Annotated in this window: 20 protein-coding genes; 17 read left to right on the top strand and 3 right to left on the bottom strand. The window is 60.5% G+C overall.

Annotated elements, in window-relative coordinates:
* Positions 1-38: 38 nt before the first annotated feature.
* The 3 genes from wecB to TQ39_RS06185 are packed head-to-tail and all read right to left on the bottom strand — an operon-like array spanning position 39 to position 3,353.
* Positions 39-1,178 carry a non-hydrolyzing UDP-N-acetylglucosamine 2-epimerase gene (gene wecB / locus TQ39_RS06195; protein ID WP_050004916.1) on the bottom strand — a complete coding sequence of 380 codons (1,140 nt, stop codon included), beginning with the start codon at positions 1,176-1,178 and terminating at the stop codon, positions 39-41.
* 2 nt (positions 1,179-1,180) lie between these two features.
* Entirely contained in the window at positions 1,181-2,317 is a 1,137-nt protein-coding gene (locus tag TQ39_RS06190) for a polysaccharide biosynthesis C-terminal domain-containing protein (RefSeq protein WP_050004915.1), read from the bottom strand.
* Entirely contained in the window at positions 2,307-3,353 is a 1,047-nt protein-coding gene (locus tag TQ39_RS06185) for a polysaccharide biosynthesis protein (protein WP_050004914.1), read from the bottom strand. The genes TQ39_RS06190 and TQ39_RS06185 overlap by 11 nt, the downstream gene beginning before the upstream one ends.
* 309 nt (positions 3,354-3,662) lie before the next feature.
* Between TQ39_RS06185 and TQ39_RS06180 the strand changes: the two genes are divergently transcribed.
* From TQ39_RS06180 to TQ39_RS06095, 17 genes are all read left to right on the top strand, one after another.
* The gene (locus tag TQ39_RS06180; RefSeq protein WP_009324650.1) at positions 3,663-5,042 is read left to right on the top strand and encodes a hemolysin family protein; all 1,380 of its coding nucleotides are present in this window, start codon (positions 3,663-3,665) and stop codon (positions 5,040-5,042) included.
* Between the two features lie 102 nt (positions 5,043-5,144).
* Positions 5,145-6,362, top strand: a complete 1,218-nt coding sequence (gene pepT / locus TQ39_RS06175) for a peptidase T (RefSeq protein ID WP_050004913.1) — start codon at positions 5,145-5,147, stop codon at positions 6,360-6,362.
* Between the two features lie 398 nt (positions 6,363-6,760).
* A complete protein-coding gene (locus TQ39_RS20145) occupies positions 6,761-7,576 on the top strand; it encodes an SH3 domain-containing protein (protein WP_158555360.1) in 816 nt (271 codons plus the stop codon).
* Positions 7,577-7,631: 55 nt separating this feature from the next.
* Complete coding sequence (locus TQ39_RS06160; protein WP_050004910.1) at positions 7,632-8,084, top strand: hypothetical protein; 453 nt, start codon at positions 7,632-7,634, stop codon at positions 8,082-8,084.
* Between the two features lie 385 nt (positions 8,085-8,469).
* On the top strand, positions 8,470-9,603 hold the full coding sequence (locus TQ39_RS06150) for an ATP phosphoribosyltransferase regulatory subunit (protein WP_009324643.1): 1,134 nt from the start codon (positions 8,470-8,472) through the stop codon (positions 9,601-9,603).
* Positions 9,597-10,214, top strand: coding sequence for an ATP phosphoribosyltransferase (gene hisG / locus TQ39_RS06145; protein ID WP_009324641.1), 618 nt, complete (start codon positions 9,597-9,599; stop codon positions 10,212-10,214). Before TQ39_RS06150 ends, hisG begins: the two co-directional genes overlap by 7 nt.
* Positions 10,211-11,497 carry a histidinol dehydrogenase gene (hisD, locus tag TQ39_RS06140; protein ID WP_050004908.1) on the top strand — a complete coding sequence of 429 codons (1,287 nt, stop codon included), beginning with the start codon at positions 10,211-10,213 and terminating at the stop codon, positions 11,495-11,497. The genes hisG and hisD overlap by 4 nt, the downstream gene beginning before the upstream one ends.
* A 23-nt stretch (positions 11,498-11,520) precedes the next feature.
* Positions 11,521-11,736, top strand: coding sequence for a hypothetical protein (locus TQ39_RS06135; protein WP_050004907.1), 216 nt, complete (start codon positions 11,521-11,523; stop codon positions 11,734-11,736).
* A gap of 28 nt (positions 11,737-11,764) precedes the next feature.
* On the top strand, positions 11,765-12,844 hold the full coding sequence (gene hisC / locus TQ39_RS06130) for a histidinol-phosphate transaminase (RefSeq protein ID WP_009324634.1): 1,080 nt from the start codon (positions 11,765-11,767) through the stop codon (positions 12,842-12,844).
* Between the two features lie 30 nt (positions 12,845-12,874).
* Positions 12,875-13,471, top strand: a complete 597-nt coding sequence (gene hisB / locus TQ39_RS06125) for an imidazoleglycerol-phosphate dehydratase HisB (protein WP_009324633.1) — start codon at positions 12,875-12,877, stop codon at positions 13,469-13,471.
* A gap of 16 nt (positions 13,472-13,487) precedes the next feature.
* Complete coding sequence (gene hisH / locus TQ39_RS06120; RefSeq protein ID WP_050004906.1) at positions 13,488-14,108, top strand: imidazole glycerol phosphate synthase subunit HisH; 621 nt, start codon at positions 13,488-13,490, stop codon at positions 14,106-14,108.
* Between the two features lie 70 nt (positions 14,109-14,178).
* The gene (hisA, locus tag TQ39_RS06115; protein ID WP_009324629.1) at positions 14,179-14,901 is read left to right on the top strand and encodes a 1-(5-phosphoribosyl)-5-[(5-phosphoribosylamino)methylideneamino]imidazole-4-carboxamide isomerase; all 723 of its coding nucleotides are present in this window, start codon (positions 14,179-14,181) and stop codon (positions 14,899-14,901) included.
* 4 nt (positions 14,902-14,905) lie between these two features.
* Complete coding sequence (gene hisF / locus TQ39_RS06110; protein ID WP_050004905.1) at positions 14,906-15,661, top strand: imidazole glycerol phosphate synthase subunit HisF; 756 nt, start codon at positions 14,906-14,908, stop codon at positions 15,659-15,661.
* 24 nt (positions 15,662-15,685) lie between these two features.
* Positions 15,686-15,853 carry a hypothetical protein gene (locus tag TQ39_RS20730; RefSeq protein WP_009324625.1) on the top strand — a complete coding sequence of 56 codons (168 nt, stop codon included), beginning with the start codon at positions 15,686-15,688 and terminating at the stop codon, positions 15,851-15,853.
* Positions 15,854-16,025: 172 nt separating this feature from the next.
* Positions 16,026-16,703, top strand: a complete 678-nt coding sequence (hisIE, locus tag TQ39_RS06105) for a bifunctional phosphoribosyl-AMP cyclohydrolase/phosphoribosyl-ATP diphosphatase HisIE (RefSeq protein ID WP_256290046.1) — start codon at positions 16,026-16,028, stop codon at positions 16,701-16,703.
* Positions 16,700-17,518, top strand: coding sequence for a histidinol-phosphatase (locus tag TQ39_RS06100; RefSeq protein WP_050004903.1), 819 nt, complete (start codon positions 16,700-16,702; stop codon positions 17,516-17,518). Before hisIE ends, TQ39_RS06100 begins: the two co-directional genes overlap by 4 nt.
* 233 nt (positions 17,519-17,751) lie before the next feature.
* The gene (locus TQ39_RS06095; RefSeq protein ID WP_009324619.1) at positions 17,752-18,285 is read left to right on the top strand and encodes an inorganic diphosphatase; all 534 of its coding nucleotides are present in this window, start codon (positions 17,752-17,754) and stop codon (positions 18,283-18,285) included.
* Positions 18,286-18,373 lie beyond the last annotated feature (88 nt).

The raw sequence follows: 18,373 nt of genomic DNA, 5'->3' as shown, positions 1-18,373 counted from the left end.
TTTTCAGTGTTCCGGGGTGGGAAAAAGACGGCAAAGCATCAATCCTTGCGCCATACCATTTTGTTTACAACACCCACATAGCTCTGGATGATCTTCACCACTTTGACGGAAACGTCCTCGGTGTAATTGGGTACGGGAATGCCGAAATCGCTGTTTTGATTCATGGCCACGGCGGTAGCCACGGCCTGCTCCACGCCGCCCCCGCTGATGCCCGCAAGGATAAAGCAGCCTTTGTCCAACGCCTCGGGCCGTTCGGTGGAGGTGCGGATGCACACCGCGGGAAAAGGGCGGCCGACACTGGTGAAGAAACTGGATTCCTCGGGCAGCGTGCCGGAATCGCTCACCACGCAGAAGGCGTTCATCTGCAGGTGGTTGTAATCGTGGAAGCCCAGCGGTTCATGCAGCCGCACCCGGGCGTCCAGCTTGAAATTCCGCTGCTCGAGGAATTTTTTGCTGCGGGGGTGGCACGAATACAGAATGGGCATGTCGTAGGCTTCGGCCAGACGGTTGACGGAACGGAACAGGTCGAGAAAATTTTTCTCGGTGTCGATGTTCTCCTCCCGATGGGCCGAGAGCAGGATATAGCGCCCTTTTTCAAGGCCCAGCCGCTCCAGCACATCGCTGGCTTCGATCTTGGCAAAATTGGCACGCAGGACCTCGGCCATGGGGCTGCCCGTCACATAGGTGCGCTCTTTGGCCGTGCCCTCGGCGTTCAAATAGCGGCGAGCATGCTCGGAGTAGCACAGGTTCACGTCGCTGATGTGATCCACGATGCGGCGGTTGGTCTCCTCGGGCAGGCACTCGTCAAAGCAGCGGTTGCCGGCCTCCATGTGAAAGATGGGGATGTGCAGGCGCTTGGCTGCGATGGCGGAAAGACAGCTGTTCGTGTCGCCCAAAATCAGCAGCGCGTCGGGCTTCTGCTGCGCCATCAGCGCATAGCTCTTGGCAATGATGTTGCCGATGGTCTCTCCCAGATCACTGCCCACGGCGTTCAGGTAAAAATCCGGCGCGCGCAGTTCCAGATCCTCGAAGAAAATCTGGTTGAGCGTATAGTCGTAATTCTGGCCCGTGTGGACCAGAAGCTGATTGAAATACCGGTCGCATTTTTTGATGACGGCGGAAAGGCGGATGATCTCCGGCCTTGTGCCGACGATGGTCATGAGTTTAATCTTTTCCATGTTCACACCTCAAGGAAATAGGTATCCGGACGCTCCGGGTCAAAGGGCTCGCTGGCCCACATCACGGTGACCATATCGCTCTCGCCCACATTCTCAATGTTGTGGGTGTAGCCCGTGGGAATGTCCACCACTTCCAGCTTATCGCCGGAGACGCGGTATTCGTACACGGCTTCGGTGTTCAGCCGGCGGAAGCGGATGACGCCCTCGCCCTTCACCACCAGAAATTTCTCGTTTTTGGTGTGGTGCCAGTGATTGCCCTTTACGACGCCGGGCCTGGAAATGTTGACGGACACCTGCCCGCGCTCCGGGGTGCGCAGGAACTCCGTAAAGCTGCCACGCGCATCGCAGTGCATGTCCAGCGGATAGGAGAAGCCGTCTGTGGGAAGATAAGAAAGGTATGTCGCATACAATTTCCGTGTGAAGGCGTCGCCCATGTCCGGTACGTCCAGCTTGCCGCGGCTGCCGCGGAAGCTTTCAATCAGCTCCGCCAGACGGCCAAGCGTCACATCATAGGCGTCGCACATCAGATGGCAGTAGCCGGGAATGGAGCAGTCCCGCGCGGCGCGCCCCTCCATCGCGGCGATGAAGCTGGCCACCACGTCGTCGATGTATACCAGAGGGAAGCTGTATGCCGGGTCCCGCACGTCGATGGGCAGGCCGTTTGCGATGTTGTGGCAGAACGTGGCCACAACGCTGTTGTAGGACGGGCGGCACCATTTGCCGAACACGCCCGGCAGGCGGTACACCAGCGCGGGCGCGCCGGTGGCGCGCTCGTGGGCGAAAATAAGCTCCTCAGCCTCCCGCTTGCTTTTGCCGTAGTCGTTGTCCAGCTCCGCCTGGATGGAGGAGGTGACGAGCACAGGCGCTTTGTTGCCCTCCGCGGCCAGCAGGGCGAGCAGGTGCTCGGTGAAGCCCCGGTTGCCCTCGTAAAATTCATCCGGATTTTGGGGGCGGTTCACGCCCGCCAGATGGAACACAAAGTCCGCCCGGGCGGCGTAGTCCGCCAGAAGCTCTTTTGGCGTGTCGACGTCGAACAAAAGCAGGTCGTTCCAGCCTTCATTGCGAAGCTGGGCGACAAGGTTTTTTCCCACAAAACCGCCCGCCCCTGTAATGAGCAGCGTTTTTTTCTTATTTTCCAAGCGCGGCCAGCTCCTCTTTCACATATTCAAGGCTCAGCAGCTTGTCCACGACCTCGTCCACCGTCAGGCGGCGGGTATTGTGGCTGGTGTAGTCCTCGGGCGCCTGGGTGCGCACCTCGCCGTTGACAAAGTATTTGTCGTAGTTCAGATCGCGGCCGTCGGCGGCCACGCGGTAATAACCGCACAGGTCCTCGCTGCGCGTTTTTTCCTCTCGGGTGAGCAATGTTTCATACAGCTTTTCCCCGTGGCGCGTGCCGATGATGTGCGTGCCGGTATCGCCGAACAGCTTCTGCACGGCTTTGGCAAGGTCCCCAATGGTGGAGGCGGGGCTTTTCTGCACAAACAGGTCGCCGGGGTTGGCGTGCCCGAACGCAAAGGCCACAAGGTCCACGGCTTCGTCCAGGCTCATCAGGAAGCGGGTCATCTCCGGGTCGGTGATGGTGATGGGCTTGCCCGCTTTGATCTGGTCGATAAACAGGGGGATAACGCTGCCGCGGCTGGCCATGACGTTGCCGTAGCGGGTGCAGCAGATGGTGGTAGCCTCGGCCTTGACGGTGCGCGCCTTCGCGCCGATAACTTTTTCCATCATTGCCTTGCTGATTCCCATGGCATTGATGGGGTACGCCGCTTTATCGGTGGAGAGGCAGACGACCTTTTTTACGCCCGCGTCGATGGCGGCTGTCAATACGTTGTCGGTGCCCAGCACGTTGGTGCGCACGGCCTCCATGGGAAAGAACTCGCAGCTCGGAACCTGCTTGAGCGCGGCCGCATGGAAGATATAGTCCACGCCGCGCATCACGCCGCGCAGGCTGTCCGGATTGCGCACGTCGCCGATATAAAATTTGATCTTGCCGCTCAGCTCCGGATATTTGAGCTGGTAATCGTGGCGCATATCGTCCTGCTTTTTTTCGTCGCGGGAAAAGATGCGGATCTCGCCGATGTCTGTGGATAAAAAGTGTTTGAGCACCGTATTGCCGAAAGAACCGGTGCCGCCCGTGATGAGCAGTGTTTTACCTGCAAATACTGTGGATTCCATATCGAAACCTCCAAGAATGGGCGCGCGGCCCTGTAATGTCACGTAAGAAAAGTATAACCTTGTACAGTATACCATAATCCGCCCGGGATGCCAAGATTTTGACGGATTTCGCCGTTTGACGGTCCGCTTTGGTTCTGGTATTATTTTCTTAGCTGTCCTGCGCAGCGGCGCGCGGCGCGGAAAGCAGCGCCTGCGCAACAAAGGCGCGTGCGAAAACAAGCCTGTCCGTCTGCAGGTGTGAAGAGATTCAGCGCGGCTTCAAAAAAGACAAAGCTTCCCATTATTAAAAAAGGAGATTGATCGATTTTTATGGACACAGTCCTGCCCAGTTTATTTCTGCAGGTCATACTCATTGCCTCCAACGCGTTTTTCGCCATGAGCGAGTTTGCGGTGGTGTCCGTCAACACACAGAAGATGAAGCGCCTGGCCGAGGGCGGCAGCAAGCCCGCCGCGCGTCTGCTCGTCATCACCGAGGCTCCGTCGGACTTCCTGGCCACCATTCAGGTGGGCGTTACGCTGTCCGGCTTTCTGGCTTCGGCCGCAGCCGCGGACAGCTTCGCGGACCCATTGGTCTCCGCGCTGTCGTTCATTCCCATTCCCGCGTCTACGCTGCGCGGCGTGACGGTGTTTCTCATTACCATTATTCTTTCTTATTTCATGCTGATTTTCGGCGAGCTTGCGCCCAAGCGCATCGCTATGAAGAATCCGGACGGCGTGGCGCTCAAGGTCGTGGGCGTCATATGGGCGCTGAACAAGGTGTGCAAGCCCGTCATCAAGCTGATCGCCGCGTCCACCAACCTTGTGCTGCGTCCGCTGGGCATCGGCCCGGCCAGTGATGAGGAGCCGGTGGCGGAGGAAGATATTCTGATGATGGTGGAGGCTGGCGAGGAGACAGGCACCGTGGACGAACGCGAGCACGAGATGATCAAAAACATCTTCGAGTTCGACGACCGCAAGGTGTCCGAGATCATGACGCACCGCACCGATGTGGTGGGCGTGCCCGTGACGGCCACGCTGCAGGACATCGTGGCGCTGCAGGCGGAAAACCGTTTCTCGCGCATCCCGGTATATAAAGAGGACCTGGACGATATCGTGGGCGCTGTGTTCGTAAAAGACCTTGTCCCCCTGCTTGAGCCGGGCCGATATGCCGACGCCACGCCGGAAAAATACATGCGAAGCGTGCTGTATGTGCCCGAGGGTATGACGTGCTCCAACCTGCTGCACGCATTTCAGAAAGCGCGTGTGCACCTGGCCATCGTCGTAGACGAATACGGCGGCACGGAAGGCATGGTGACCATGGAGGACCTGCTGGAGACGATCGTGGGCGATCTGGACGACGAGCACGAGGACGACAATGCCGTCGTCACGCTGGCGGACGGCGTGTATGAGGTGGGCGGCGATGTGCCGGTGAATGAACTGGAGGGCCTTTTGGGCGAGGACATTTTTGAAAATGCCGACTGTGATACCATCGGCGGCTTCATCACCGAGACATTGGGCCGTATCCCGCAGGCGGGCGAGACGCTGCCGCTGGAGACGCTGGGCTATACCCTCACCGTAGCGGAAGCCACGCCCCGCGCCGTGACGAAGGTGACCATCACCCGTACGGCTGAAAAAACGGCCGATCCGCAGCCCGCGCCGGAGCAGAAGCGCCGCTTCGGACGCAAAAAAGACAGGGACGGGGAAAAGTGAACCCGTCCCAGGATGAAAGCAGGCGCAAACTAGGGCGCGGACTTGTCCGGGCGCCTGAACCACAAAGCCCGGTGTGGCGATAAAACAAAGGAGAGCTGAACAATGCGCGCTTATGAACGCCTGATGAATTATGTAAAAGTACACACCACATCCCAGGACGGCACGGGGCGAACGCCCACTACGGAGCGCCAGCTGGACCTGGCGCGGATGCTGGCGGAGGAGATGCGCGCAATGGGCATAGCCGACGCGCGCGTGGACGGCTTCGGCTATGTGTACGGAAGCCTGCCCGCTACGCTCGGCTGCGAAAAAAGCCCGGCCATCGGCTGGATCGCCCACATGGATACGGCCCAGGCATTCTCCGGCGAGAATGTGAAGCCCATTCTGCATGAGAATTATGATGGCGGCGACGTGGCCCTGCCGCAGTGCGGCCGCGTACTGAAAACGTCCGAGTTCCCGTTCCTGAAAGAGCTGAAGGGAAAAACGCTCATCACGGCCGACGGCTCCACGCTTCTGGGCGCGGACGATAAGGCGGGCATTGCGGAGATATTGACGGCATGTGAACAGCTCCTGCAAAGCGGCGCGCCCCATGGCCCGGTGAAGATCGCCTTCACGCCGGACGAGGAAGTGGGCGAAGGCGCGGACCATTTCGACGTGCCGGGCTTCGGGGCGGCTTATGCCTATACGATGGACGGAGGCGAGGTGGGCGAGATATCCTACGAGAACTTCAACGCCGCGTCCGCTGTGTTCCGCATCACGGGCGTTTCGGTACACCCGGGCAGCGCCAAGGACACCATGGTAAACGCGCTGAAGCTGGCCTGCGAGATCGACGGCATGCTGCCGCCGCGGGAGGTGCCTGAGCACACCGAGGGCCGGGAGGGCTTTTTCCACATGGACGCTCTGTCCGGAGACACGGCTGCCGCGCGTCTGGAATATATCGTGCGCGACCATGACCGGGAAAAGTTTGAGGCGCGCAAGGAGCTGCTGCGCGGCGTGGAAAAGGCCATGACGGAAAAGTATCCCACGGCGCGGGTGGAGCTTGCGCTCAAGGACAGCTACTACAACATGCTGGAGCAGATCCGTCCCTGCATGCACCTCATTGACAATGCGAAAAAGGCCTGCGAGGCGGCGGGCGTACAGTGGTTTGAGGAGGCGACGCGCGGGGGTACAGACGGTGCGCGGCTGTCGTATATGGGTTTGCCCTGTCCGAACCTGGGAACCGGGGGCCATAACTTCCACGGGCCTTACGAGTGTATCACAGCAGAAAGTATGGACAAGGCCGTGGAGATCATTTTAAATATCATCGCGCTGTATGCGGCGTGAGCGGGGATAGTTTGAAAGGGGCGGGCCCCTTTCATTGAAAATCACTGCGGGCAGCCCTTTGGGCCTGCCCGTGAGCGGGCGCGCGCCGCGCGCCCGGTATGGACAAGGCCGTGGAGATCATTTTAAACTATCATCGCGCTGTATGCGGCGTGAGCGGGGATAGCTTGAAAGGGGCGGGCCCCTTTCATTGAAAATCACTGCGGGCAGGCCCAAAGGGCTGCCCGTGAGCGGGCGCGAGGCCTGGACAGATAAGCACAAACCGGGGAGGCCGCGCCTCCCCTCTTTTCGTTTGCGTTTTGTGAAATTTGCGCAAAACATGCGGAAATATGAAATATTTTGTTCCTGCCGGACGTATAACAAACAAAGGGATGCCCCAGAGGGAAAGGAAGTGCTTTGTTGTGAAAAAAACTGTATGGAAGCTGTTCGCACCGGCGCTCTGTGCCGCTGTGCTGTTTGCCGCGTGTTCAAAGGATGACAGCTCGTCTTCGCGTCCGCAGAGCGTTTCAACACCGCCTGCAAGCTCCAGCGTACCGCCGGCAAGCGCATCGTCGCAGCCTGCAAGCTCCAGCAGCGCGGCGTCATCGGAGGCGGCAAGCAGCGTGCCGGCGTCCAGCTCTGCCGCTTCGTCCTCCGCGGCCGCCACGCCCACGCAGAGCACACGCCGCGGCGCTACGGTACGCGCGGACGGCGGCCTGCGTCTGCGCGCATCCGCCAGCGAAAAAAGCGAAAAGCTGCTTACGATCCCCGACGGCACGCACATCGAGTGCACCGGCTGGCAGAGCGGGTGGGCCAAAACGACCTACGAGGGCAAAACAGGCTATGTCTCGGCAGTGTACTTATTGTATGACGGAAAGGTGCGTGCGGACGGCGGCCTGCGCCTGCGCAGCGGCCCGGGCGAAAGCTACGAAAAACTGCTCACCGTGCCGGACGGCACCGTGCTGCCCTGCATTTCTCAGGGGGACGGCTGGGTGAAAACGACCTACAACGGCAAAACAGGTTATGTTTCTCAGGACTATCTGCTGGTTCCCGTTACCGTGCGTGCGTCCACGGGCCTGAACCTGCGCGCCTCTGCCAGCGAAACGGCCGAAAAACTGCTCACCATTCCCAACGGCACCGTAGTACAGTGCTACGGCAACAAGGAGAATGAGTGGGCCAGGGTGGCTTACAACGGCAAGGCGGGCTATGTTTCCTATCTTTATATCGCCTATGATTGAGCGGTGAAACGGGCTCGAAGAAACTGAAAGCGGGGCTTAAAGGAAGTGTTTGTCCATGAGAAAAACAGCGATATCCATTTTGGCAATAACGCTTTGCGCGCTGTTATCCGGCTGTGGAAAAGCAATGACCATCAGCCTTCCGTTTGCAGCCTCGGACGTGGAAAATGTTGAAATGTACCATTATGTCGTTCCGGCCTCCGCTGAAAAAAAGATCATAACGCAGGCGGATGCTATCAGCGAGCTTTACGCCGTGTTTTCGGAACTGCCTGTGAGCGACCGAAAGACCGAGCCGGTCGTGGGGGGAGCGGTAACGAGCTTCAGGTTCAACCTTTCGGATCATACAAGCTATGAAATTATTTATTGCGCAGAGGCTGTTAAGAAAGGCCGATTGAAGCTCCCCGCAGAACAGCAGGATTATTTCACCTCGGCGGATATTGGAGGCTGCTGGGATGGCTGTGCTTATGAAGCGGTGGATACAGGCGAAAGTGAGCTGCCGACATACAGTTGAACCACGGTTTTCCGGCGGTTCAAAACCGCGTGGCGGAGCTGCTGTAAGTAAAAAAGAACCATGCGGGACGGCTGCCACGGCATGCTGTTCCGTCGTATAAAAGCGCGTTCCGTCCGGTCTTATGGCTTTGCGGAGCGCGCTTTTTATCATTCCACATAAAAGCGGCTTTCTTTTTCGGCGCAGAATGTGTAAACTGGAGAAAAGCATAAAAATTTTTGAAATGCTTTACCAATTTACTTGACTAAAGCGAACGGCTGTATTATACTGCTTTTATCACGGAAAACGGAGCGGCCGCACCGGCCGGAAACGCCGCCGTGGACGGCGAAAGCGGGAGCCGGCTTTGCACGGGACCGCCCGCGCCGCAGAACAAAGGGGGCAAGCGCCAATGGAGATCGAAACGGGACGTCTGCCGAAAGACGAACAGGTGCCGCTGCTTTTGCGCGGACTGTTCGAGCAGCGCGGCTACCGCCGCTACCGGATGAGCAATTTTGAAGCCTATGACCTGTACCGGGAGAATAAAAACTTTCTCGAAAGCGAAGGGATCATTACCTTCACCGATGCGTCGGGCCGGTTGATGGCTCTGAAGCCGGACGTTACCATGAGCATCGTCAAGCATACGAAGCCGGACGCTGTTTCCAGCAAGCTGTATTATGTGGAAAACGTGTTCCGTCTGGCGCCGCAGAGCGGCGAATACCGGGAGATCAGCCAGATGGGCCTGGAGTTCATTGGCGGCCAGGGCGGCTATGCCGAGGCTGAGGCCGTTGAATTGGCCGTGCGCAGCCTTGCGGCCATTGGTCCGCAGAGTGTTCTGGACGTGGGTCACATGGGCTTCATCACGAGCCTGTTGGACGTGCTGGGCGTCAGGGAGGAAGCCCGCGCCGCCGCGCTGGACGCGCTGCGGGCCAAAAACGCCCACACGCTGCGGGCCATCGCGGCCGAAAGCGGCTGCACGGAGGAAGAGGCGGGCCAGCTTGCCGCGCTGGCGGCTTTGGCCGGGCCCTTCCCCGAAACGCTGGACGCCGCCCGCGCGCTGGTGGCCGCGCCGGGCATGGCGGACGCCTGCGGCGAGCTGCAGAGCCTGTACGACGCGCTGGAGGCTGTGGATGCGGCGGATACTCTGCGGCTGGATTTCTCCACGCTCAACGACATCGACTACTACAACGGCGTTGTGTTCAAGGGTTATGTCCGGGGCGTGCCCCGGGCCGTGCTGGCGGGCGGGCGTTACGACAACCTGATGCGCCGCTTCGGCAAGCCGCAGCCCGCCGTGGGCTTCGCGCTGTACCTGGGCGGGCTGGGCCGGGCGTTTGCGGAAAAATCCGATTACGACGTAGACACTCTTCTTTTGTATGATGCAGGCCAAAGCCCGGCGCAGGTGGCGCGGGCGGTACAGAGCATTTTAAAAAGCGGCCGCAGCGTAAGGGCCGAACAGAGCGCGCCGGAGGGCCTGCGTGTGCGCCAGACGCTGCGCCTTGGCCCGGACGGAGCGGTCCCCGTGACAGGAGGTGGCGGCATATGCTGAATATCGCCTTGCCCAAGGGACGCTTGGGCGACAAGGTATACGGGCTGTTTTCCTCCATTGGGTACGACTGCGCGGCCATTTACGAGGACAACCGGAAGCTGGTGTTTGAAAACCCGGAGCGCGGCGTGCGGTACCTGCTGGTGAAGCCCAGCGACGTGGCCATCTATGTGGAGCACGGAGCGGCGGACATCGGCGTGGTGGGCAAGGACGTGTTGCTGGAAACACAGCCCGATGTATATGAGCTGCTTGATTTGCAGCTGGGCCGCTGCCGTCTGGCTGTGGCAGCGAAAAACGGCTGGCAGGAGGACCTTTCGCTGCCATTGCGCGTGGCGACGAAGTACCCCCGCGTGGCAAAAGAGTATTACGAGGCGCAGGGCCGCCAGATCGAGATCATCAGGCTGAACGGCAGCATCGAGCTTGCGCCCATTCTGGGCCTTTCGGATGTGATCGTGGACATCGTGGAAACAGGCACGACGCTGAAGGAGAACGATCTGGGCGTGTTCGCGGACGTGGCCCAAAGCAGCGCGCGGCTCATTGCAAACAAGGCGAGCTATCAGTTCAGCGCCGGCGTCATCGACGGCATCTGCGGGAAGTTGAGGGAAAAGCTATGATTCGTGTGTTCAAAAGCGGGGAAGTGGCCCGCGCGGATATTTTATACCGGGGAGAATCCGGCAGCACGCAGGCCGTGGAGGACGCGGTGGCGGATATTCTGGCCGATGTGAAGAAAAACGGAGACGCGGCGGTGCTGCGCTATTGCGAAAAATTCGACGGTGTGAAGCTGGCGGGGCTGCGCGTGGCGCAGGCGGATATCGACGCGGCCTACGAAGCGGCGGACCCGGAATTCATCCGGACGCTGACGATGGCCGCTGGCAACATCGAGGCCTTCCACAAACGGCAGATCCGCCGGAATTTTGTCATCAACGACACGCCCGGCGTGGTGCTGGGCCAGAAGGTGACGCCCATTGAGCGGGTGGGCCTGTATGTGCCCGGCGGCACGGCCAGCTACCCCTCCAGCGTTCTGATGAACGCTATTCCGGCGCGTCTGGCGGGCGTTTCGGAGATCATAATGGTAACGCCTCCCGCAAAGGACGGCAGTGTGGCGCCGGCCATTCTTACGGCCGCAAGGGTGGCGGGCGTGACGGCCATTTACAAAATGGGCGGCGCGCAGGCCGTGGCGGCGCTGGCCTACGGGACCGAAAGCGTGCCGAAGGTGGATAAGATCGTCGGCCCGGGAAACATTTTTGTGGCCGCCGCCAAGCGCCGGGTATACGGCATCGTGGACATCGACATGATCGCAGGCCCCAGCGAGATACTGGTGCTGGCCGACGCTGCGGCGAACCCCGCCTATGTGGCAGCGGACCTGCTGAGCCAGGCCGAGCACGACAGGCTGGCCACCGCGGTGCTGGTGTGCGACAGCGAGGCGCTGGCCGGGGCGGTTTCGGCGGAGCTGGAGCGGCAGATTCCCTTGCTGCCCCGGGCGGACATCGCCCGCGCGTCCATCGACAACAACGGCAAGATCATCATTGCACGGGACATGGCCGAGGGCGTGGACATCGCCAACGAGATCGCGCCCGAGCATCTGGAGGTCTGCGTGGACGACCCGTTCAGCCTTTTGAACAGCATCCGCAACGCGGGCAGCATCTTTTTGGGAAAAAACGTGCCCGAGGCGCTGGGCGATTATTTCGCAGGGCCGAACCACACGCTGCCCACGCTGGGGACGGCGCGCTTTTCCAGCCCGCTTTCCGTGGATGATTTCGTGAAAAAATCCAGTTTTATTTATTACACGAAAGAGGCGCTGGGTGCGGTGCAGGAGCGCATCGTCGATTTTGCCGAGCGCGAGGGGCTTTCCGCTCACGCGCGCAGCGTGTCCATCCGGTTCGAGGACGGGCAGTAAGACGAAGCAAAGGGGAAAAGCGAATGGAGTTTATTGCGTTCATCGTGACGGTGCTTGTGGGCTTTGTGGCGGAAAGCCTGCTGGGGAATTGGCTGAACTGGCCCGGTGTGGGCGCAGTTTTCGCCGCTGCGGCAGCGGCGGCGTTCATTCTTCGGGCGCTGCAGCGTAGAGAAGCGCCTGCCGAAACACAAAGCGATGCCCAATCCCCGGGCGGTTGCCCCGGCGGGCAGGAAAAATGATTTTTGGTGCAGGGAGGCAGAGAAACGCATGAGCCGTTTTTTGGCGGGCGCGCTGCGCGCCGTTACGCCCTATACGCCCGGGGAACAGCCGCGGGGCGTGGAAACCCTTATCAAACTGAACACGAATGAAAACCCGTACCCGCCCAGCCCGAAGGTACTGGAGGCGCTGAACGGCCGCGCGGCGGAAAACCTGCGCCTGTATTCGGACCCCGCGTGCGCGGATTTTCTGGCCGCGCTGGCAGAGACGTTCGGCGTGGGCCGGGACCAGGTGTTCGCGGGCAACGGCTCGGACGAGGTTCTGGCGTTTGCATTCCTCGCGTTTTGCGAAAAGGGCGCGGCATTCGCAGACATCACCTACGGCTTTTACCCGGTGTTCGCGCAGCTGTTCGGCATCGCGGCGCAGGAGGTGCCGCTCCGGGAGGATTTTTCGGTGAATACAGGCGATTATGCGGGTGTGCCGGGCACGGTGTTCCTGGCAAACCCCAACGCGCCCACGGGCCTGTGCCTGCCGCTGGCGGAGATCGAGGCGCTCCTTCGGCAGGACCCGGACCGCCTGGTGGTGGTGGACGAGGCCTATGTGGATTTCGGCGGAGAGAGTGCCGCCTGCCTGCTGGGCCGGTACGACAATCTGCTGGTGGTGGGCACCTTTTCCAAAAGCCGAAGCCTCGCGGGCGCGCGGCTGGGTTATGCCGTGGGCAGCCCGGCGCTCATCGCGGACCTGAACACCGTCAAATTCAGCTTCAACCCCTATAATATCAACCGCCTGACGCTTCTGGCGGGCGAGGCCGCGCTGGCCGACGCACCCTACTTCGCGCGCTGCTGCACGCAGGTAGCCGCCGTGCGGGACGAGACGGCGCAGGCCCTTCGCGCGTTGGGCTTCACAGTGACAGACAGCAAAACAAACTTTCTGTTCGCGGGCGCGCATCCGGCTGTTTCCGGAGGAGAATATTATGCAGCGCTGCGGCAAAGCAGTATTCTTGTGCGGCACTTTACGCTGCCGCGTATCGAGAACTGGGTGCGTATCACCGTCGGCACCGCCGCGCAGATGCAGCGCCTTGTGGATGTGACAAAGCAGATACTGGACGCGCGGCACAGCGCCGCGCGCTGACAAAAAACACACGAAACAGGAGGGTTTGCCATGAGCATGCGCATCGTAAAATCCGCGCGCCGCACCGACGAAACGGAGATCAGCCTGACGCTGAATCTGGACGGTTCAGGCATTTACGACGTGGACACGGGCTGCGGTTTTTTGAACCATATGCTGGAGCTGTTCAGCCGCCACGGCCGGTTCGACCTCACGCTCGCCTGCCGCGGCGACGTGCAGGTGGATTATCACCATACCGTGGAGGATATCGCCATCGTGCTGGGCCGCGCGTTCAGCGAGGCGCTGGGTGATCGCGCCGGCATCAACCGCTACGGCACCTGTACGCTGCCCATGGATGAGGCGCTCATCCTTGCGGCTGTGGACATCAGCGGGCGGCCGGCCGTGGGCTATGCGCTGGAGGTCCCCACCGAAAAGGTGGGCGATTTCGACACCGAGCTGGTGGAGGAATTCCTGCTGGGCTTCGCGCGCAGCCTGGGCTGCGCGGTGCATGTGCGCCGCCTGGCGGGCACAAACAGCCACCATATCATCGAGGGCATGTTTAAGGCGCTGGCCCGCGCGCTGAAAGAGGCCGTCGCCATCGATGAAAAATACGCGCTTGAGATCCCATCCACCAAGGGGACGATTTTGTGAATGCGGAGGGACGGATATGATCGCGGTGATCGATTACGGCGTTGGCAACCTGTTCAGCCTTTCGTCCTCTCTGGCGTATCTGGGGCTGGAAAACAAAGTCACGCGCAGCGCGCGGGAGCTGGACGAGGCGTCGCATATCATCCTGCCCGGGGTCGGCGCGTTCGGCGACGCGATGGAAAAGCTCGCGTCCACGGGCCTTGTGCCCGAGCTTGAGCGGCAGGCGGAAAACGGCAAGCCGCTGCTGGGAATCTGCCTTGGCATGCAGCTTCTGTTTGAAAAAAGCTATGAGTACGGCGAGCACGCGGGCCTTGGCCTGCTGCCGGGCAGCGTCTGCCCGCTGGAACCGGACCTCGCGGCGGCGGGCTTTAGTTACAAGGTGCCGCACATCGGCTGGAACAGCCTGCATCTGGTAAGGCCGGAAAACCCGCTGATGGCCAATACGCGCGAGGGCGATTTCGTCTATTTCGTCCATTCGTTCTATGTCAAGGGCTGCGGGGACGCGCTGGTGGCCGGCGCCGAATACGGCGTGACGGTGCCCGGCGCGGTGGCGCGGGGCAATGTGTACGGCTGCCAGTTTCACCCGGAAAAAAGCGGAGAAGCCGGCCTGCGCATCCTGCGGGCTTTTGCGGCGCTGTGACGGGAAAAATACAGAAACCGGCCCGCGGGCGGCGTGCGCGCCGCCGGGGCGCAGAAAGGAAGAAGCGGCCATGCAGATATTCCCGGCGATTGACCTGAAGGACAAACAGGTGGTGCGTCTGACGCAGGGAGACTATGGAAAAGTGGAGGTGTACGGGCAGGACCCGGCCGCCGCCGCGCGCGGCTTTGCGGCGCAGGGGGCGAAGTACCTGCACGTTGTGGACCTGGACGGCGCGAAGGACGGCGCGCTCTCCAACTTCGACGCGGTGTCCGCCATTATCGCGGCCACAGGCATGTTTGTGGAGGTGGGCGGCGGCATTCGCGACGAGGCGCGGGTGCGCGCGTATCTGGAGCAGGGCGCGGGACGTGTGATCCTGGGCACCGCCGCACTGCGCGATTTTGCGTTTTTGCAGCGCATGGTGGACAAATACGGAGAAAAAATCGCCGTGGGCGTGGACGCGAAGGACGGTTTTGTGGCCACCGACGGCTGGCTGAACGTGAGCCGCACGCAGGGCGTGGACTTTTGCAGGCGGGTATATGAAGCGGGCGTGCGAAACGTGATATACACCGATATCGCCCGGGACGGCGCGATGCAGGGCACGAACCTGTCCGTGTATGAGACGCTGGCGCGGGAGGTGCCGGGCCTCGGCGTCACGGCGTCGGGCGGCATTTCGTCACTGAGCGAGATCCGCGCGCTGGCCGCAATGGGGACAAAGGCGGCTATTGTGGGGAAAGCCGTATATACGGGCGCGCTGGCCCTGCCGGATGTGCTGGCCGCGGCGGGGGAGGAATAGTTCTATGGTGACAAAGCGTATCATCCCGTGCCTGGACATCCGAAACGGGCGCGTGGTAAAGGGCGTGAATTTCAAGGGCGTGCAGGACGTTGAGGACCCCGTGGCGCTTGCGCGGCGCTACAACGACGCCGGCGCCGACGAGCTGGTATTTTACGACATCACGGCCAGTGTGGAGGGGCGCGGTCTGTTCACAGACGTGCTGCGGGACGTGGCGCGGCAGATATTCATCCCCCTCACCGTGGGCGGGGCAATCAATACGCTGGAGGATTTCGACCGGGTGCTCAAGGCGGGTGCGGACAAGGTGAGCGTCAATTCCGGGGCCATCAAAGACCCGGCCCTCATCGGAGAGGCTGCGAAGAAATACGGCGACCAGTGTGTGGTGCTCTCCATGGACGTGGCCCGCGTGGACGGCAAATACCACCTGTTCACAAAAGGCGGGCGCGAGGATACCGGTCTGGACGCACTGGAATGGGCTGTGCGCGGCGAAGCCGGGGGCGCGGGGGAGATCGTGCTGAACAGCATCGATACCGACGGCGTGAAGCGGGGGTTTGACCTAGAGATGCTGGAAGCCCTGTCGAAGCGTGTGTCGCTGCCCATCATCGCATCGGGCGGCGCGGGCAAAATGGAGGATTTCAAAACGCTGTTCACGCTGCCGGGCGTGGACGCAGGCCTCGCGGCCAGCATTTTTCATTTCGGCGAGGTGGATATCGGAAATTTGAAGCGGTATCTGACTGAAAACGGCGTGCCGGTGCGGCTGTGAATGCGGAGAGGAAAGCGTGCCGGAATGAAAAAACGGGGAACCCCGATTTTTAAAGACAACTTGACGCCGCAGCAGCGCGAACGGCAGCAAGCCGTTTTTGCAAAAGAACGCAGGCAGGAGGAAAAGAACCGGAAAACCGGAGAAATTCTGGACGCGGCGGCTGCCGTTTTGAAGATTCTGACGGATGTATAGCGGAAATTCAATGGAGGCTTATGGATATGCGGCGGGGAGCTGCCGTCCCTGCGGCGCTGAGAGATTCGGCAGGTCCGCCGGGGAAACGGTTTTTCGCTGATGCAGAACCGCGAGCGGCGGGACGCTGCCGCCCCTGCGGCGCTGAGAGATTCAGCAAGGCTGCTGAAAAAGTATGTTTCCCATTGTTAAAAAGGAGAAAACAGCAATGACGACACAAGAGCTGAAATTCGACGAAAAGGGGCTAATCCCCGCCGTCGTGCAGGATTTTTACACGAAAAAGGTGCTCACCGTGGCGTATATGAACGCCGAAAGTCTGGACATCACACTGCGGGAAAAGCGCACCTGCTTCTGGTCCCGTTCCCGGCAGGAGCTGTGGCGCAAGGGCGAGACGAGCGGCAATGTGCAGCATGTGGTGTCTGTCACGGCGGACTGCGACGGCGACGCGCTGGTGGTGGAGGTCATTAAGGACGGTCCCGCCTGCCATCTGGGCACGGATTCCTGCTTTGCCAATCTGCTTTTCCGGGACGAGGAGGTGCAGCGGTTTTCACTGGAGGCGCTGTACGCGCTGCTGGAGGGCCGCAATGCCCAGCGTCCCGAGGGCAGCTATACCACCTACCTGTTTGAAAAAGGGCGGGAAAAAATCTTGAAAAAGGTGGGTGAGGAATGCACCGAAGTCATCATCGGGGCCATGAAGGGCAGCCGGGAGGAAACCATCTACGAAATTTCCGACCTGTGTTACCATGTGCTGGTCCTGATGGTCGCAGAAGGCATCACGCTGGATGACATCCGGGCCGAGCTGGCGTCGCGCCATGTCATTGACCATAAGGTGAAACAGGAGACGATGCAATGAGACTGACATCCTCCACACACAACCATACAAATCTGTGCGACGGCAGGAACACGCCCGATGAAATGGCCCGGGCCGCGTTGGAGGCCGGCTTCACGGATTTCGGCTTTTCCGGCCACAGCTATGCGCCGTTCGATCTGGATTATTCCGTCAAATCGGAGCAACACTATGTGCAGGAGCTGCGTGCGCTGCAAAAGGCATACGCGGGCTGTCTGCGCATTGCCGTGGGAATGGAAGCTGATTGGTTCGCCCCGGTGAACGACCGCGCGGCGCTGGACTACATCATTGGCTCTGTGCATTACCTGCGGGACGAAGCCACAGGCCGGTATTATGCCGTGGACGGCGCACCGGAGGCTCTGGACGCCTGTGTGGCGCAGATGTTCGGCGGCGACGCGCTGGCCATGGCCCGGGCCTATTACGCACTTGTGGCTGAAAACGTCCGGAAATACCGGCCGGAGATCATCGGCCATTTCGACCTGGTGAAAAAAAACAACTGCGGCGGACACCTGTTTGATGAAGCGGATCCGGTTTACCGTACTGCGGCGCTGGAGGCGCTGGACGCCTGCGCCGCCACCGGGGCTGTTTTTGAGGTGAACACGGGCGGCATGTTCCGCGGTTACTGCGGTGAGCCGTATCCCTCGCGCTTTCTGCTGGAAGCCCTGCGGAAAAGCGGCGCGCGCGTCACTGTAAACGCCGACGCGCACTGCACCGAAGCCGTGCGTTTCCGTTTTGACGAAACGCTGGCGCTGCTGCGGGATATCGGCTTTACGGCTGTGACGGTGCTGGAGGACGGCATGTTTGTGGAAAAACCGCTGTGACGCAGCCGGTGCGTGAACATCCTGACGAAATCCAATGGCTTGATTTGTGCGTATCGTACAAAATTTTGTTGCCGTGCCGGGAAATGCTTTGCACCGGTGCGCCGTTCTTTTGTTTGCACCCGCGCGCGGCGGATGGTATAATGCTTGCGTGAAACGGAGCTCTTGCGGTATTCCGCGGCGCGGAAGTATGCGGGGCGGGAGGCCCCGGCCCGCACAGAAGAAAGGACACGAATATGACGAACATCTGGCATGATATCAGCCCATCGCGCATTAACCCGGAAGACTTCATCGCGGTGATCGAAATTGAAAAAGGCTCAAAGAAAAAGTACGAGCTGGATAAGGAGACCGGCCATATCATTTTGGACCGCATCCTTTATACCTCTACCCACTATCCGGCAAACTACGGTCTGATCCCGCGCACCTTTGCGGACGACGGCGACCCGCTGGACGTGCTGGTACTGTGCAGCGAGGTGCTTGCGCCGCTGAGCCTGGTACGGTGCTATCCCATCGGCGTCATCACCATGCAGGACCAGGGGAAAATGGACGAGAAGATCATTGCGATCCCCTTTGAGGACCCCACCTACAACACCTATCGTGACATATCGGAGCTGCCCAGCCATATCTTCAGCGAGATGCGCCATTTCTTCAGTGTGTATAAGAATCTGGAAGGCAAGACCACGGTGGTGGACGAGGAACAGGGGCCGGATGAGGCGAAACGCATCATTCAGAACTGTCTGGACAATTATATCGAAAAATTCTGCCGCTGAACCCGACAAAATGCATGCCCCGGCGCTGCCCGCGCCGCGGGCTTTTTTGTGCTTTCTTGGATTTATTTGCGCTTTGCGGCGGGCGGGA

The sequence above is a fragment of the Ruthenibacterium lactatiformans genome, from assembly GCF_000949455.1.
Classification (GTDB): Bacteria; Bacillota; Clostridia; order Oscillospirales; family Ruminococcaceae; genus Ruthenibacterium; species Ruthenibacterium lactatiformans.
The sequence above is the reverse complement of the archived record's forward strand: the minus strand, read 5'-3'. Positions and strand labels throughout refer to the sequence as shown.

What these genes read in the sequence shown, in the direction of transcription:
- hisC (WP_009324634.1), top strand. Translation starts at nt 11,765, where the DNA reads ATGAGCCGTTTTTTGGCGGGCGCGCTGCGCGCCGTTACGCCCTATACG.
- TQ39_RS06160 (WP_050004910.1), top strand. Translation starts at nt 7,632, where the DNA reads ATGAGAAAAACAGCGATATCCATTTTGGCAATAACGCTTTGCGCGCTG.
- hisG (WP_009324641.1), top strand. Translation starts at nt 9,597, where the DNA reads ATGCTGAATATCGCCTTGCCCAAGGGACGCTTGGGCGACAAGGTATAC.
- TQ39_RS06095 (WP_009324619.1), top strand. Translation starts at nt 17,752, where the DNA reads ATGACGAACATCTGGCATGATATCAGCCCATCGCGCATTAACCCGGAA.
- hisIE (WP_256290046.1), top strand. Translation starts at nt 16,026, where the DNA reads ATGTTTCCCATTGTTAAAAAGGAGAAAACAGCAATGACGACACAAGAG.
- pepT (WP_050004913.1), top strand. Translation starts at nt 5,145, where the DNA reads ATGCGCGCTTATGAACGCCTGATGAATTATGTAAAAGTACACACCACA.
- TQ39_RS06135 (WP_050004907.1), top strand. Translation starts at nt 11,521, where the DNA reads ATGGAGTTTATTGCGTTCATCGTGACGGTGCTTGTGGGCTTTGTGGCG.
- TQ39_RS06185 (WP_050004914.1), bottom strand. Translation starts at nt 3,353, where the DNA reads ATGGAATCCACAGTATTTGCAGGTAAAACACTGCTCATCACGGGCGGC.
- hisD (WP_050004908.1), top strand. Translation starts at nt 10,211, where the DNA reads ATGATTCGTGTGTTCAAAAGCGGGGAAGTGGCCCGCGCGGATATTTTA.
- hisF (WP_050004905.1), top strand. Translation starts at nt 14,906, where the DNA reads ATGGTGACAAAGCGTATCATCCCGTGCCTGGACATCCGAAACGGGCGC.
- wecB (WP_050004916.1), bottom strand. Translation starts at nt 1,178, where the DNA reads ATGGAAAAGATTAAACTCATGACCATCGTCGGCACAAGGCCGGAGATC.
- TQ39_RS06150 (WP_009324643.1), top strand. Translation starts at nt 8,470, where the DNA reads ATGGAGATCGAAACGGGACGTCTGCCGAAAGACGAACAGGTGCCGCTG.
- hisA (WP_009324629.1), top strand. Translation starts at nt 14,179, where the DNA reads ATGCAGATATTCCCGGCGATTGACCTGAAGGACAAACAGGTGGTGCGT.
- hisB (WP_009324633.1), top strand. Translation starts at nt 12,875, where the DNA reads ATGAGCATGCGCATCGTAAAATCCGCGCGCCGCACCGACGAAACGGAG.
- TQ39_RS06180 (WP_009324650.1), top strand. Translation starts at nt 3,663, where the DNA reads ATGGACACAGTCCTGCCCAGTTTATTTCTGCAGGTCATACTCATTGCC.
- TQ39_RS06100 (WP_050004903.1), top strand. Translation starts at nt 16,700, where the DNA reads ATGAGACTGACATCCTCCACACACAACCATACAAATCTGTGCGACGGC.
- TQ39_RS20730 (WP_009324625.1), top strand. Translation starts at nt 15,686, where the DNA reads ATGAAAAAACGGGGAACCCCGATTTTTAAAGACAACTTGACGCCGCAG.
- hisH (WP_050004906.1), top strand. Translation starts at nt 13,488, where the DNA reads ATGATCGCGGTGATCGATTACGGCGTTGGCAACCTGTTCAGCCTTTCG.